This window comes from Yoonia sp. D2-7, from assembly GCF_055809435.1.
In genome coordinates, this window is the sequence record NZ_CM147912.1 from 1,768,274 (window position 1) to 1,781,407 (window position 13,134).

Here is a 13,134-nt window from a genome sequence, read left to right on the forward strand (position 1 = left end):
AGAGTTATCAAGAGGAGCACACCATGGCGACCGAAGCCTTTGAAGAGATTGCAGAGACATTCGACTTTCTTGACGATTGGGAAGACCGCTATCGTCATGTAATCGACATGGGCCGCGCGATGCCCGCGATGGATGATGCGTTGAAAGTGCCCGCAACGAAGGTCGATGGCTGCGCGTCACAGGTCTGGATTCAGCCGCGTATCGAAGATGGTCGGTTCTATTTTGACGGCGATAGTGATGCGATGATTGTTAAGGGGCTGATCGCGGTTCTTCAGGCGCTTTATACCGGTGTACCCGTCGCGGATGTCGCCGCTGTCGATGCGCATGCAGAGCTTGGCCGCCTTGGTTTGAACGATCACTTGTCGGCGCAAAGATCGAACGGTGTACGTGCAATGATTGAACGTATTCAAACGGTTGCAGTGTCAGCTTAATTCGTTCAACGCAACTGACAGATCACCGTACCCCGTGAACCGACGTTCGAAGGCAAGACCCAAACGGGCTGCGTAGTCTTTTGCTTTGGCTGTGAGGTCCGGATCGTCGATCTGTGCTTGGTAGACCAGTTTAGTGTAGTGCCCGAAGTACATGTCACGCAGGGTATCCGCTCGGTCGGGGTATTTCGCAAAGCCGAGCGGTTCCCAGACGAAAGCGTCGAATTGCCGAACCAGAAAATCGGTCAGGTAGAACGCTGTAATTTCCTCTTTCGCGGCAAAAGCTGCGTTGCCTTCAAAGAAGGAATAGCAATGGGGTCCGTCGAGCATGTCGACGCCAAGTTCTGCGCATGTGGCTTGCAGTAAGCCGCCGGTCCCGCAGTCCGCGTAAACCACAAAGATTTTGGTATAGCTGTCCCGATATTTGCGCACGGCTTCGCGCACGGCGGGTTCTATTTTTTCGGGGTGGTTGTGGTAGATGGCGGGTAGGCATTGCAGATCAAGGTGATCCAGCCCGTTTGCTTCCGTGACCGCCAGAATTTCGCGGGCAAGCGCGCCACAGGCGAGCAGAAGAACCCGCTCACCGTTGTTAGAGGACGTGTTTGGTATCAAGGGACCCGCTGTCGTAGGATCATACGCAAACCGATCGCGCCGATGAGGACGATCGGGATCAGCGTAGATGATGGTGCGATGCTAATCGCAAAGGCCGTGATGGCACCTGCGACGAGCACGGTAAACAGAATGATTGCGAAGACAGTTGTTGGCATATCGTGTCCCCCCCAGGACACGTCAACTATGGCTAGGAATCGCCATGGTTGCAATCAAGTCCTTGCAGTACCTTGATTATGTTTGCGCGCCACGAAGGTTTTTGCCGTTTCAACCGCAACAGCCGCATCACGACAGTAGGCGTCCGCACCGATTGCTTTGCCGAATTCTTCGTTCAGCGGCGCACCACCAACAAGGACGATGTAATCATCGCGGATGCCCTTTTCGACGAGCGTGTCGATAACGACCTTCATGTAAGGCATCGTGGTTGTCAGCAGGGCGGACATCCCGAGGATATCTGGCGATTCCGCTTCCAGTGCTTCCATGTAGGATTCAACGGCGTTGTTGATGCCAAGATCAATGACCTCGAAACCAGCACCTTCCATCATCATACCAACAAGGTTCTTACCGATGTCGTGAATGTCACCTTTGACGGTCCCGATGACCATTTTGCCAACTTGCGGCGCACCTGTTTCGGCCAGAAGTGGTTTCAGGATGAACATCCCGCCCTTCATCGCGTTCGCAGCCAGAAGAACTTCTGGCACAAACAGGATACCGTCGCGGAAATCGTGACCAACGATGGTCATACCGCCCACAAGGGCTTCGGTCAGGATGCGGTAAGGCGCCCAGCCACGTTCGAGAAGGATATTTACGCCTTCTTCGATTTCTTCTTTCATACCGTCGTAAAGGTCGTCGAACATCTGCGCGACAAGGTCTTCGTCGTTCAGTTCAGACAGGATGATATCGTCTTCATCGGACATGATAAGGTCTCCGTGGCGTGTGGCATTTTGCCCTATGCATTTAGTAATGCGATAAGTCGTGAATTTCTATTGAACTTTTCGCGACATCATTATGAACAATCCCGACCTTTTCTTGCGCATGTTCTATATTTGTTCTAGTGAGGGATATGGCAGAGCATCCCATTCAACCCAAACACCGTACGCCTGGCAGGGCAGCGCTATCGAATCCTGACAATCGGTTTGATCGTTTGACGGATGAAGCGGTCGATGACGGCTGGGCGCGTGACGATGAATTGCCTGTACTGCGGACTGTCGTCACGGATGAGGTTCCGCGTCGTGTGATCACCCGCAATACGTCGCCTGATCTGTCATTTGATCGGTCGATCAATCCGTACCGTGGGTGCGAACACGGGTGCATTTATTGTTTCGCCCGCCCGAGCCATGCTTACCTTGGGATGTCCGCTGGTTTGGATTTTGAAACGCAGCTTATGGCGCGTCCTGATGCGCCGCAGGTTTTGGCGCGCGAATTGTCGAAGGCGTCTTATGTGCCGGATACAATCGCGATTGGTACGAACACAGATCCTTATCAACCGATAGAGCGTGATCGGCAGATCATGCGCGAGGTGTTGAAGGTGCTGTCGGCATTCAATCATCCCGTGGCGATTGTGACCAAGGGCACCCTGATTGAACGCGACATTGATATTCTGGCACCGATGGCAGCGAAGGGCCTGTTGCGGGTTGGAATTTCGGTGACAACGCTCGATAATGCGACATCGCGGGCAATGGAGCCGCGCGTACCGTTGCCTGCAGTGCGACTGCGCACAATCCGGCGGCTGACGGATGCGGGGGTTCCTGTGCGGGCGATGGTGTCGCCCGTTGTACCTGCGCTGACGGATCATGAACTGGAAGCGATCGTCACGGCCTGTGCAGATGCGGGCGCGGTTGCTGCGTCGTCGATTGTCCTGCGTTTGCCACGCGAAGTCGCGGGATTGTTTAGCGACTGGGTGACGGAAACCTACCCGGATCGTGCCAATCGCATCATGTCCCGCGTGCGTGAACTGCATGGCGGGAAAGATTACGATCCCGCATTTGGAACCCGAATGAACGGGCAGGGTGAATGGGCCGCTTTGATGAAGCAACGGTTCCGATTGATCACGCGCAAGCTGGGGCTTGATCGCGACCTCCCAAAGCTGCGCAGCGATTTGTTTGCCGTGCCACCCAAGGTCGGGGATCAGATGAATTTGTTCTGACGTCGGTTTTTTCTGCTATCACTTCGTGAGGCTCCGGAAGCATTGGGCCAGTGATCAAGGGAACAGCGCATGATTGATCATATTAGTTTTGGCGTGACCGACTTTGCGCGGTCCGTGGCTTTTTATGATCGCGCTTTTGCGCCTTTGGGTGTGACGCGATTGTTTACCGTCCCGCCTGCACACACCGATGGGGTGCAGGTGACAGGATATGGCGACACCGCCCCATGGTTCTGGATCGCGGAGGAAAACGCGACCAGTGGTATGCTGCATATCGCGCTGCGTGCTTCGGATCGGGCGCGCGTGGATGCGTTTTACGCGGCGGCCTTGGCAGCGGGTGGATCAGATAACGGGGCCCCCGGACTGAGACCGCATTACCATGAAGCGTATTATGGTGCGTTTGTGCGTGATCCGGACGGGCACAACATTGAAGCTGTGTGCCACAATCCGTAAATTTGGTGTGGGCGGCGGGGATTAAGCCCGACGCCGTCCACGACGTGCAGCGCGCACTGGGCCTGCGCCGTCTGTACCATCGGATTCGGAAGAGAACCCGCCAAGTGCGGCAGAGATCGCTTCGAGTGATGGCGTTTCGCCTTTTGGCCGTGTTTCCAGTGCTTCGCGCATGCTGCGCAGGTGCTCTGGCGTCGTCCCGCAGCAGCCACCAATGATCTTTGCGCCACAATCACGCGCCAGCGTCGCGTAATCGGCCATCAGTTCTGGTGTGCCGTCATAATGGATATGACCGTCGTGGAATTTCGGAATGCCAGCGTTGCCTTTGGCAATCAGCGGGAAGGGCGCGTTGATCGACAACCCAAGGATTGTCCGCAGAAGGTCGGACGCGCCAACGCCGCAGTTTGCACCAAAGGCCAGCGGTGCGTTTTCCAGCTTGCCCACCATTTTGGTCATCGCGGAAGATGTGATGCCCATCATTGTGCGACCAGCGGTGTCAAAACTCATCGTGCCACACCACGGCATATCGGCCATTGCGAATGCCTCTGACGCCGCTTTGTATTCTTCGGCCGCACTGATTGTTTCGACCCACAGCACGTCCGCGCCGCCCGCTTTCAGGCCTTCGGCCTGTGCATGGAACATTTCGACCGCCAATTCGTGGGTCAAAGTGCCGCCCATGTCTTTCATGATGTCGCCTGTCGGACCGACGGACCCCGCAACGATCACTTTACGATCCATCGCATCTGCAACGTCGCGGCCCAATTCTGCACCGACTTTATTTAGCTCAAACACGCGGTCTTGCGCATTGTGCAGCTTCAGACGCGACGCGTTGCCCCCGAACGTATTGGTCAGGAAGATGTCAGAACCGGCATGCGCCGCCCCTTCATACAATGCCTTGATCCGGTCTGGATGATCGACGTTCCAGAATTCTGGTGGGTCACCCGCTTCGAGACCCATGTTGAACAGGTTTGTCCCCGTTGCGCCGTCGGCCAAAAGCCAGTCACGTTCGGACAAGAGTGTCGCAAATGCGGTATTCGTCATGGGGAGATGCCTTTTTGGTCAGTCGCGCGCCTGCACGACGGTATCAGGGACGGATGTCACGGGGATCGGCTTGGTTCAAATGAAAAATTTCACTGATCATTATGAGGGATTTAACAGTTCGCGAAAGACGCCCAAATGTACGTGGCAGGGGGCGCTGAACGTGCCAGACGACATGTGCTATGGAGATCATCCATTGCAGCCGTGTCGGTGCCGAATGATACAACGGACGCCACGTGGGTGCAAAGCTTTGTTTGAACTGAACCAGACCTGCCTTCGCGGACCGAAATTTCAGTTGATGTTTGCAGACCGTATCGGCCGTGGGGACCGCGCCAAGCGACAGCATCTTTGCCTCGCTTGTCTTGGCGTCATCAATGACCGCAGCATAGGCCGCATGAATAGCGCCGTTTGGCATGTCTGGTAAGTGTCGGATGACGTCGATTGACCATGTTTTCTGGCGCGTTTGAACCGTTATGAACCCGCATAGCTTTGCACCGTCCCAAATCAGATAGACGCGTTGCTGCCCAATGTAGTCAGGGCAGTAGCGGCCCATTGAATATCCTAATTCGCCGCCATGATGCTGCGCCCACGTTTGCGCGACCTGCGCCATATCACGCAAAGGCAAGGGGCCTTGGTTTGGGATGATCTGCACGCCTGCCTTTGTGGCTTGGGCGATTTTGCGGCGCAACTGGCGCATTTTTGATCCTTCAGCAGTCCATGTTTGGGGATCGATCACCGCGTCGTCGGCGATCCGCCTGACAGCCCAACCGCGTTGTCGAGCCTGTGCTGCGAGCTGGCTGTCTGCTTTGTAGACGGCGCGAAAGCCACCGAGCTTGGTCAGCCAACCTGTCAGGTCGGCGTCGCGTCCTGATGGTTCGATGGCAACGGTACCCAAAAGGTGTTTGCGGACGACCCAGTCTTTGGCACCGATCTGTTTCAGCTGTGCCCCTTGCCGGCAGAGGTCGCTAATTGGTGCGTCTGTCGTTCCGGTGGTGCGACTTCGGTTCCAGTGCACAACGGCAAGGTATACGCCAGCTGCGATGGCAGGGATCAGATAGTAAACAACGCGAAAGGCGAGGATTGCGGCCAGCGCGTCTGCTTCCGTGATCGTTGGGATAAACGCCAGCAAGCAGAGGTCGAAAGCGCCAAGCCCGCCGGGTGCATTGGAAATCAGACCTGCGCCGAGCGCGACAATATAGGCGGCCACTACGGGGGCGAGCAGGCTCAGTGATGCGTCTGGAACTAGGGCCCACAGCGCCAGGCCTGCAAACCCCATATCTAGTGCGGACAGCTTCAACAGTCGACCCGCGTCTTTGCGATACATCGCAATCCTTGCGGTGAAACGGGTGGCAATGAACGGGGCCAAAGCAGCGCAGATCGTGATCCCCCACAGCACAGGCATTAACGGAAGAATGCCGATCCAGACTGCAGCACCTAATCCCAAGACAGCCCAGCAGGTTAGGAAAGACAGGCTCACGCCCACGGTGATCGCGGTTGTTGTCTTGAACCCCAGCCCGGGCAATAGATGCCAGCGGACGAACGTGCTGGTTACTGTTCCAGCGCCAATTGTCTGGCCGATTGCGATGGCTGCCATGCCGGTGCGGCGGGCTTTGGCGTCGGGAACGTCGGTGCCGAAACGTTTGTGCCAAACGGCATCGTAGCGGCCCACGGCCATAAAACTGCACAGTGTCGCAACAGATGCCAAACCCCATTGCCACGGAGCGATAGCATGAAAGGTTGCCAGCAAGTCTTCCGTTGGGATAGCGGCGATCTGTTGCCATAGGATCGCGCCACATATGGCCATCACAGCCAGCGCTAAGACGCTTTTCGCCGCCCGCTTGGATGAAATGAATGGTGTTTGCATATGTCGCCCCGAACCGCTGTTGTCGCTGTTCAGAGGTAAATGTGGGTCGTTAATGGGGCATGAAAAATGGCGCTGCCCATGCGGGGCAACGCCATTGTTTGTTCATCATATTTAATCAGAAGTTGAGAAGACTTTTCTTAAACTTCGTCAACGAGCTGTGCTTTGGCTTCTGCCATCAGCTCTTCCATTTTTGCGCGAATTGTCGCTTCGTCGGCTTTATCGCCGAGATCGCCGGATACTTTGCGGAAAACGTCTTCGTGACCGGCTTCTTCAAAATCCGACTTCACCACTTCGCTGGCATATGCCGCCGCGTCGTCACCGTCTTTGCCCAGCAAACCTGCGGCCCAAAGTCCAAGAAGTTTGTTGCGGCGTGCGTCCGCTTTGAACTGCATTTCTGCGTCATGTGCGAATTTGTTTTCAAATGCGTTTTCGCGGTCTTTCATGCTGGACATTGGTGTCCCTCCGAGTGGTTCGAATTACGTTATGTATGATATGACGTCAGGTAGGCTTGCTCGCAAGGGGGGCTTGGCTTATGAGGCGCGCTATGACGCACCCTGCTGCGGGGTGTGACTTGAGGATATTCGGCATGGCACGTCGCAAACTGGTTTACGAAGGCAAAGCAAAAATTCTGTACGAAGGCCCAGAGCCGGGCACGTATGTTCAGTATTTTAAGGACGATGCCACCGCTTTTAATGCTGAAAAGAAAGCCGTGATCGAAGGTAAAGGCGTGTTAAATAACCGCCTTTCCGAATATTTCATGAACGGGTTGACCCAGATCGGTGTCCCCACACATTTTATCAAACGCCTGAATATGCGCGAACAATTGATCCGCCAGGTTGAGGTCATTCCTTTGGAAGTGATCGTGCGCAACTTTGCCGCAGGGTCCATGGCCAAGCGTCTGGGTCTGCAAGAAGGCATGGCGCTGCCGCGTCCGATTGTCGAATTTTCCTACAAAGACGATTCTCTTGGTGATCCGCTGGTCCCTGAAGAATACATCGCGGCCTTTGGTTGGGCATCTCAGCAAGAGATGGACGATATCGTGAGCATGGCGTTGCGCGTCAATGACTTCCTGTCTGGCACGATGTACGGTGTTGGGATCAAGCTGATCGACTTCAAAATCGAAATCGGCCGCGTATTTGACAGTGAATTCCCACGTTTGGTTGTCGCCGACGAGATCAGCCCTGATAGCTGCCGTCTGTGGGACATCGAAAGCGGTCAGAAGCTGGACAAGGACGTGTTCCGTCAGGATCTGGGCGATTTGGCTGATGCTTACACCGAAGTTGCCAAGCGTTTGGGCGTTTTGCCATCCAACGTGACCCACGCCCCAACAAAACCGACACTCATCAACTGAAACGGCCCTGCCGTTTGAGATGACATAGACAGATGAAATAAAGGACCCGCCGATGAAAGCCCGTGTACATGTGATGTTGAAAAACGGTGTTTTGGACCCGCAGGGGGCTGCAGTGAAGCACGCGCTTGGTGCGTTGGGGTTTGCTGGTGTTGAAGATGTCCGTCAGGGCAAAGTGATCGAGCTGGAACTGGCGGATGGCACTTCAGAAGCCACAATTGGCGAGATGTGTGAAAAGCTGCTCGCGAACACTGTGATCGAAAGCTACCGCGTCGAGGTGCTCTGATGCGCGCTGCCGTTATTGTTTTTCCGGGGTCGAACTGCGATCGGGATATGGCTGTCGCTTTGAAAGCGGCGGGCGCGGATGTCAGCATGGTGTGGCACAAAGATGCCGCCTTGCCTGAGGGTGTTGATCTGGTTGCTGTACCGGGTGGGTTTTCGTTTGGCGATTACCTGCGCTGTGGCGCGATTGCCGCCCAAAGCCCTGTGTCCCGAGCCATTGTGAAACACGTTGAACGCGGTGGGTATGCCCTCGGTGTCTGTAACGGGTTTCAGGTTCTGACAGAGACGGGTTTGTTGCCGGGTGCTTTGATGCGCAATGCCGGCCTGAAGTTTCTGTGCAAAACTGTTGGCCTTCAGGTCGCGACTGCAAATTCCGCTTTCACCGAAGGGTATGCCGCAGGCGATGTCGTTGATTATCCAATCGCGCATCACGACGGCAATTACACGACGGACCCAGAAACGCTGGCTGCACTGAAAGACCAAGACCGGATTGCGTTCACCTATGCGCAGAACCCGAACGGGTCACTTTCCGACATCGCGGGCGTCTTATCCGAGAACCGTCGCGTGCTGGGCATGATGCCGCACCCGGAACGTGCTGTTGATGCTGCACACGGTGGCACGGACGGCAAAGCGTTGTTCACGGGGCTGCTTGGGCAATTGACCGCCGCGTGAAGCGACGGTTGCTTGTGAGACGGTATGGCTCGGCCTAGACTGGCGTTCATGACGCAAGCTGCTGCCGCACCTAAGACAAAAAGATCCGACCGCTGGTTTTTCCGCATTGCCGTTGTTGGCGTGTGTTTGCTGGCGGTTGTGGTCATTACAGTCACGAACAGTCTGTTGACCCAACGCTTCACGGCGAGCACAAACACGCGCGCCGAAGTCCGGTTGACTCTATACGTCGCCAGTCTGATGAGCGAGCTGCAGCGCAATTCCATCGTGCCGCAGCTTTTGGCGCGTGATCCAGAGCTGACGACGGCTTTGCAAGATCGCAATTATTCCTTGTCCACCCAGCGCCTGTTGTCGTTTGTTGACGAAATCGGTGCGGCGTCTTTGATGCTGTTGGACCGCGATGGCCGCACGGTTGCGGCGACGGATCGCAACAAAATCGCAGAAATCCACAAAACAGAGCCGTATTTTGTGAATGCCCTGCGGAGCAATACAACCACCTTTACCGTCACAGAACGTGACGAAGGCGGCTATATTTTTGTCTATTCCCGCAAAGTCGAAGCGGCCGGTACCGTTTTGGGCGTGATCACCGTTGAGGTCGACATGGCGAAGCTGGAACGCGGTTGGGCAGGGGTGTCTGACGCTGTTTTTGTGACCACCAGTCAGGGCGAGATTATACTTGCGACAGAACCGCGTTGGCGGGGTTTGCAAGAAACGGATGCACTGGCGCGTCAATCGGCCCCGTCCGCGATCCAGCGTGCGTTGCAAGCGACCCAAGATTGGGCTGATCCGCCGATTGATATCTATCTGGGGGGCGAGGCCGTTCTGCGCCGCGAAATCCGCGTGCCGTTCCAAGGCTGGCGCATGGTCAGTTTCACAACTTACAGTTCGGTCCGCGAAAAGGTGAACGGGGTTCTGGCGCTCGAAGTCATGGGATTCGCGATCCTGTTGGCGCTAATGTTCTGGCTGTCGAACCGCCAGACGACGTCACGGCTGATCTTTTTCCAACGCGAGTCGGCAGAGTTGCGCGCACTGAACGCAAGGCTACAGCGAGAAATTGCCGAACGCGAAAAGGTCGAAAAGACCCTGGAAGTGGCCGAACAAACGCTTGCGCAATCGTCGAAATTGGCAGCACTCGGCGAGATGTCGGCGGCCGTGTCGCACGAGTTGAACCAGCCGCTGGCCGCGATGAAGACATACCTCGCAGGTGCCCGTCTTTTGCTGCAACGCAAACGCCCTGATGAGGCGCTGTCATCCTTCCAGCGGATCGATGATTTGATCGACCGAATGGGTGCGATCACGCGTCAGCTGAAATCTTACGCCCGCAAAGGTGCCGATGCCTTTGAACCCGTTGATACAAGGGCCGCGGTGTCGTCTGCGCTTGCGATGATGGAACCGCAATTGAAAACCCGCGACGTCGATATCACCCGCACTTTGCCGTCTGAACCGGTGATGATCATGGGCGACAGGCTGCGTCTGGAACAAGTGATTATTAACCTGCTGCGTAATGCGCTGGACGCCACCAAATTGTCCGATGATCCGGCGATTGAAATCATCCTTGCCGCTGGTGACACCGTTAGTTTGACGGTCCGTGATAACGGGCAGGGGATTGATGACTTGGATGAATTGTTCGAACCATTCTACACCACAAAAGAGCCGGGTGACGGCGTGGGCTTGGGGCTTGCGATCTCTTCCGGGATCGTAAACGACCTAGGCGGACGGCTGACTGCGCGCAATGCAGTGGCCGGGGGGGCTGTTTTTGAGGTGCAGCTCCCTATCTATAAAGAACACGTTGCTGCGGCAGAATAAGGAATGATCCGATGAACAAGGCTATGAAGATTGCCATTGTGGATGATGAAAAAGATATGCGGCAGTCGATTTCCCAGTGGCTTGCGCTGTCTGGATTCGACACCGAAACATACGCCAGCGCCGAAGATGCGCTGAAAGGCCTGTCGCCTGATTTTCCGGGGATCGTTGTCAGTGACATCAAGATGCCGGGCATGGACGGGATGCAGTTTCTGAAGAAACTGAAGGGCGTCGATAGCAGCCTGCCTGTGATTATGATCACCGGCCACGGCGACGTTCCGATGGCTGTTGAGGCGATGCGCGTTGGTGCGTTTGATTTCTTGGAAAAGCCGTTCAACCCTGACCGGATGACGGAACTGGCAAAACGGGCAACGACGGCACGCCGTTTGACGTTGGACAACCGTGCGCTGCGCCGCGAATTGTCTGATGGGACCGCGATTATCAAGAAACTGATTGGTCAGTCGCCTGTGATGGAACGTCTGAAGGAAGACATTCTTGATCTGGGCCAGGCCGACGGCCACGTGTTGATCGAAGGCGAGACTGGGACAGGCAAAACGCTGGTTGCCCATGCCCTGCACGCTGTTGGTGCGCGTGCGTCCAAGACGTTTAGCCTGATTTCATGTTCTGCCTTTGACGAAGACAGTCTTGGCCGCCGACTATTTGGTCCTGCCGATGAAGGCGAACCGATCCCCGCGATTGAAGCCGCCCGTGGTGGCACATTGGTGCTGGAAGACGTTGAAGCGTTGTCGGACAAACTGCAGGCCCGTCTTCTGACCGCCATTAACGAGCAGGGCACGCCTGCCGAAACGCGCATTGTCGCGATTTGTAATCTGCAAGAGCAGGACAAGACCTGCGAAAGCGTTCTGCGGCCTGATTTGTTCTATCGCCTTGCTGCCCTGCGGATCACAGTCCCACCACTGCGCCAGCGCGGCGAAGATATTTTGACGTTGTTCACACGTCTGGGCGAACAGTTCGCTGATGAATACGGTTGTGACGCGCCAGAGGTGACAGCACAAGAAGCCGCACAGCTATTGCAGGCGCCTTGGCCGGGCAATGTGCGTCAGTTGATCAACGTGGCAGAACGGGCCGTGTTGCAGAACCGCCGTGGGTCTGGGTCAATTGCATCGCTTTTGATGTCGGACACCGAAGAAATGAAGCCGGTGATGACGACTGAAGGCAAGCCGCTGAAAGAGTTTGTCGAAGCGTTCGAGCGGATGCTGATCGACAACACGATGCGCCGCCACAAAGGCTCTATCGTTGCGGTCATGGATGAACTCTGTCTGCCGCGCCGGACGTTGAACGAAAAAATGGCGAAATACGGGCTGCAACGGTCTGATTATCTGGCTGCGTAAAGCGCACACATTTGAACTCTGTAAACACCTGTCGTAGCTTCTGCCGCGACAGGTGTTTTATTTTGGGGTGTGTGATGCGGAAAGTTGTGAGTTTGATTGCGTTGGCGGCTCTTGCAGCTTGTGGTGGGACTGGCAGTGGTCGCGCTTATCTGGGCGGCATCATTGAGGAAGTAGACATCAACGGCAACTTTGTCGGCGTACCACCTGAAGATGTGCAGATCGTGCGCGACGGCGTCAACGCTGTGGCGTTTGGTTTTTCGCGTGGGCTGGATGCGACGGTCGTAGGAAACTCTTACCAAGCCTCATCGGGGGACACGGGTAACTTCGGCGTTGCAGGTATCGTGCCGGGATATGATGTGGGCGAACCGATCTTGTCCGGATCAGCATCCTTAACAGGTGACTACGCCTTCACAAAAATCACAGGGTACGAAGATACGCCAAATGCCGCGAATTGGACCGAAGAAGAATTTGCAGGTTTCATGACGGCAACAATCACCTTTGACCGTGAAGAGGCGGATATTTCCGATCCGGAAGACCCTAGCACAGCCGGTGACGTTGATGTTTACCAGAACGACATGATCCTCACTGGTGAATCTGTCGATGGACGCTTTGTCGTCGAAGAGTCGCGCATTTATGATTTGTTGAACCAACGTGATCTGTCTGCGCCGTCTGTCGTCTCGGACCTGAACATCACAGTCGATGGGCAGGCACTATCACCGCGTAACGAAGTCGTTGCAGGCCAACGTGGTGTGGTCGCCGCGTTTGCCGGATCACAAGATAATACAATCATAACGGGTGGCTTCGTTTTGGGGCGCGACAACTGATCCGCCTTACTTATCTTGCGGATTAACATGCGATTTCGGTCATCTACGTCGATCTACACTTGTTTTCGGGCATGTAAGTGACCTATGTATAAGGAACGGGAGTGCCACGAGAAGGATCGTTGTGACCCCGGTGAGATTCTCTGACAGCGTCGCGCGGCGAATACGCCCCCCGAATGATGATCAGCTGATTTGGCGGAAACGCCATATATAACGCCTAGGGCGAGAGATCACATCAACCGCTAGGCCTTGAATGGGTGTCGCGAAACCGCGACGCTGGAGACCAACGCGATGCAAAGCGCGCCAGATACAGGCTACGACGCACGC

At 55.6% G+C, this 13,134-nt stretch carries 15 protein-coding genes; 9 read left to right on the plus strand and 6 right to left on the minus strand.

Annotated features, from left to right (window positions below; genetic code table 11):
• The first annotated feature begins 23 nt into the window (after positions 1–23).
• A complete protein-coding gene (locus AC0L7R_RS08595) occupies positions 24–431 on the plus strand; it encodes a SufE family protein (RefSeq protein WP_473660312.1) in 408 nt (135 codons plus the stop codon).
• Here AC0L7R_RS08595 and AC0L7R_RS08600 read toward each other — a convergent pair.
• Genes AC0L7R_RS08600 through AC0L7R_RS08610 form a run of 3 tightly spaced genes read right to left on the minus strand, consistent with a single transcriptional unit; the run spans position 423 to position 1,954 of the window.
• Positions 423–1,040, minus strand: coding sequence for a DUF1638 domain-containing protein (locus AC0L7R_RS08600; RefSeq protein WP_473660314.1), 618 nt, complete (start codon positions 1,038–1,040; stop codon positions 423–425). The two genes, AC0L7R_RS08595 and AC0L7R_RS08600, sit on opposite strands and share 9 nt — an antisense overlap.
• Positions 1,037–1,195 carry a hypothetical protein gene (locus AC0L7R_RS08605; RefSeq protein WP_247128841.1) on the minus strand — a complete coding sequence of 53 codons (159 nt, stop codon included), beginning with the start codon at positions 1,193–1,195 and terminating at the stop codon, positions 1,037–1,039. The genes AC0L7R_RS08600 and AC0L7R_RS08605 overlap by 4 nt, the downstream gene beginning before the upstream one ends.
• 54 nt (positions 1,196–1,249) lie before the next feature.
• Positions 1,250–1,954 (minus strand): corrinoid protein, encoded by a 705-nt coding sequence (locus tag AC0L7R_RS08610; RefSeq protein WP_247128840.1) that lies wholly within the window; start codon positions 1,952–1,954, stop codon positions 1,250–1,252.
• A gap of 146 nt (positions 1,955–2,100) precedes the next feature.
• Between AC0L7R_RS08610 and AC0L7R_RS08615 the strand changes: the two genes are divergently transcribed.
• A complete protein-coding gene (locus AC0L7R_RS08615; RefSeq protein ID WP_473660316.1) occupies positions 2,101–3,183 on the plus strand; it encodes a PA0069 family radical SAM protein in 1,083 nt (360 codons plus the stop codon).
• 69 nt (positions 3,184–3,252) lie between these two features.
• Positions 3,253–3,633 carry a VOC family protein gene (locus AC0L7R_RS08620; protein WP_473660318.1) on the plus strand — a complete coding sequence of 127 codons (381 nt, stop codon included), beginning with the start codon at positions 3,253–3,255 and terminating at the stop codon, positions 3,631–3,633.
• Between the two features lie 21 nt (positions 3,634–3,654).
• Here AC0L7R_RS08620 and bmt read toward each other — a convergent pair whose 3' ends face one another.
• The 3 genes from bmt to AC0L7R_RS08635 all read right to left on the minus strand — a co-directional run bounded on the left by bmt (position 3,655) and on the right by AC0L7R_RS08635 (position 6,984).
• A complete protein-coding gene (gene bmt, locus AC0L7R_RS08625; RefSeq protein ID WP_473660320.1) occupies positions 3,655–4,671 on the minus strand; it encodes a betaine--homocysteine S-methyltransferase in 1,017 nt (338 codons plus the stop codon).
• Between the two features lie 43 nt (positions 4,672–4,714).
• Positions 4,715–6,532, minus strand: coding sequence for a phosphatidylglycerol lysyltransferase domain-containing protein (locus AC0L7R_RS08630; protein ID WP_473660322.1), 1,818 nt, complete (start codon positions 6,530–6,532; stop codon positions 4,715–4,717).
• Between the two features lie 137 nt (positions 6,533–6,669).
• Positions 6,670–6,984 carry a DUF1476 domain-containing protein gene (locus AC0L7R_RS08635; RefSeq protein WP_247128835.1) on the minus strand — a complete coding sequence of 105 codons (315 nt, stop codon included), beginning with the start codon at positions 6,982–6,984 and terminating at the stop codon, positions 6,670–6,672.
• 134 nt (positions 6,985–7,118) lie between these two features.
• Here AC0L7R_RS08635 and purC point away from each other — a divergent pair, with 134 nt between their 5' ends.
• The 6 genes from purC (at position 7,119) to AC0L7R_RS08665 (ending at position 12,810) form a co-directional block, all read left to right on the plus strand.
• On the plus strand, positions 7,119–7,883 hold the full coding sequence (gene purC, locus AC0L7R_RS08640) for a phosphoribosylaminoimidazolesuccinocarboxamide synthase (protein ID WP_247128834.1): 765 nt from the start codon (positions 7,119–7,121) through the stop codon (positions 7,881–7,883).
• Between the two features lie 52 nt (positions 7,884–7,935).
• Complete coding sequence (gene purS, locus AC0L7R_RS08645) at positions 7,936–8,166, plus strand: phosphoribosylformylglycinamidine synthase subunit PurS (protein WP_247128833.1); 231 nt, start codon at positions 7,936–7,938, stop codon at positions 8,164–8,166.
• A complete protein-coding gene (purQ, locus tag AC0L7R_RS08650) occupies positions 8,166–8,834 on the plus strand; it encodes a phosphoribosylformylglycinamidine synthase subunit PurQ (protein WP_473660324.1) in 669 nt (222 codons plus the stop codon). Before purS ends, purQ begins: the two co-directional genes overlap by 1 nt.
• Before the next feature lie 48 nt (positions 8,835–8,882).
• Positions 8,883–10,637 carry a sensor histidine kinase gene (locus tag AC0L7R_RS08655; protein ID WP_247129008.1) on the plus strand — a complete coding sequence of 585 codons (1,755 nt, stop codon included), beginning with the start codon at positions 8,883–8,885 and terminating at the stop codon, positions 10,635–10,637.
• Positions 10,638–10,648: 11 nt separating this feature from the next.
• Entirely contained in the window at positions 10,649–11,986 is a 1,338-nt protein-coding gene (locus AC0L7R_RS08660) for a sigma-54-dependent transcriptional regulator (RefSeq protein WP_247128831.1), read from the plus strand.
• A 74-nt stretch (positions 11,987–12,060) separates the two neighbouring features.
• Positions 12,061–12,810, plus strand: coding sequence for a hypothetical protein (locus tag AC0L7R_RS08665; protein WP_473660327.1), 750 nt, complete (start codon positions 12,061–12,063; stop codon positions 12,808–12,810).
• The last annotated feature ends 324 nt before the right edge of the window (positions 12,811–13,134 follow it).

What these genes read in the sequence shown, in the direction of transcription:
- AC0L7R_RS08595 (WP_473660312.1), top strand. Translation starts at nt 24, where the DNA reads ATGGCGACCGAAGCCTTTGAAGAGATTGCAGAGACATTCGACTTTCTT.
- AC0L7R_RS08605 (WP_247128841.1), bottom strand. Translation starts at nt 1,195, where the DNA reads ATGCCAACAACTGTCTTCGCAATCATTCTGTTTACCGTGCTCGTCGCA.
- AC0L7R_RS08610 (WP_247128840.1), bottom strand. Translation starts at nt 1,954, where the DNA reads ATGTCCGATGAAGACGATATCATCCTGTCTGAACTGAACGACGAAGAC.
- AC0L7R_RS08615 (WP_473660316.1), top strand. Translation starts at nt 2,101, where the DNA reads ATGGCAGAGCATCCCATTCAACCCAAACACCGTACGCCTGGCAGGGCA.
- AC0L7R_RS08620 (WP_473660318.1), top strand. Translation starts at nt 3,253, where the DNA reads ATGATTGATCATATTAGTTTTGGCGTGACCGACTTTGCGCGGTCCGTG.
- bmt (WP_473660320.1), bottom strand. Translation starts at nt 4,671, where the DNA reads ATGACGAATACCGCATTTGCGACACTCTTGTCCGAACGTGACTGGCTT.
- AC0L7R_RS08630 (WP_473660322.1), bottom strand. Translation starts at nt 6,532, where the DNA reads ATGCAAACACCATTCATTTCATCCAAGCGGGCGGCGAAAAGCGTCTTA.
- AC0L7R_RS08635 (WP_247128835.1), bottom strand. Translation starts at nt 6,984, where the DNA reads ATGTCCAGCATGAAAGACCGCGAAAACGCATTTGAAAACAAATTCGCA.
- purC (WP_247128834.1), top strand. Translation starts at nt 7,119, where the DNA reads ATGGCACGTCGCAAACTGGTTTACGAAGGCAAAGCAAAAATTCTGTAC.
- purS (WP_247128833.1), top strand. Translation starts at nt 7,936, where the DNA reads ATGAAAGCCCGTGTACATGTGATGTTGAAAAACGGTGTTTTGGACCCG.
- purQ (WP_473660324.1), top strand. Translation starts at nt 8,166, where the DNA reads ATGCGCGCTGCCGTTATTGTTTTTCCGGGGTCGAACTGCGATCGGGAT.
- AC0L7R_RS08655 (WP_247129008.1), top strand. Translation starts at nt 8,883, where the DNA reads ATGACGCAAGCTGCTGCCGCACCTAAGACAAAAAGATCCGACCGCTGG.
- AC0L7R_RS08660 (WP_247128831.1), top strand. Translation starts at nt 10,649, where the DNA reads ATGAACAAGGCTATGAAGATTGCCATTGTGGATGATGAAAAAGATATG.
- AC0L7R_RS08665 (WP_473660327.1), top strand. Translation starts at nt 12,061, where the DNA reads ATGCGGAAAGTTGTGAGTTTGATTGCGTTGGCGGCTCTTGCAGCTTGT.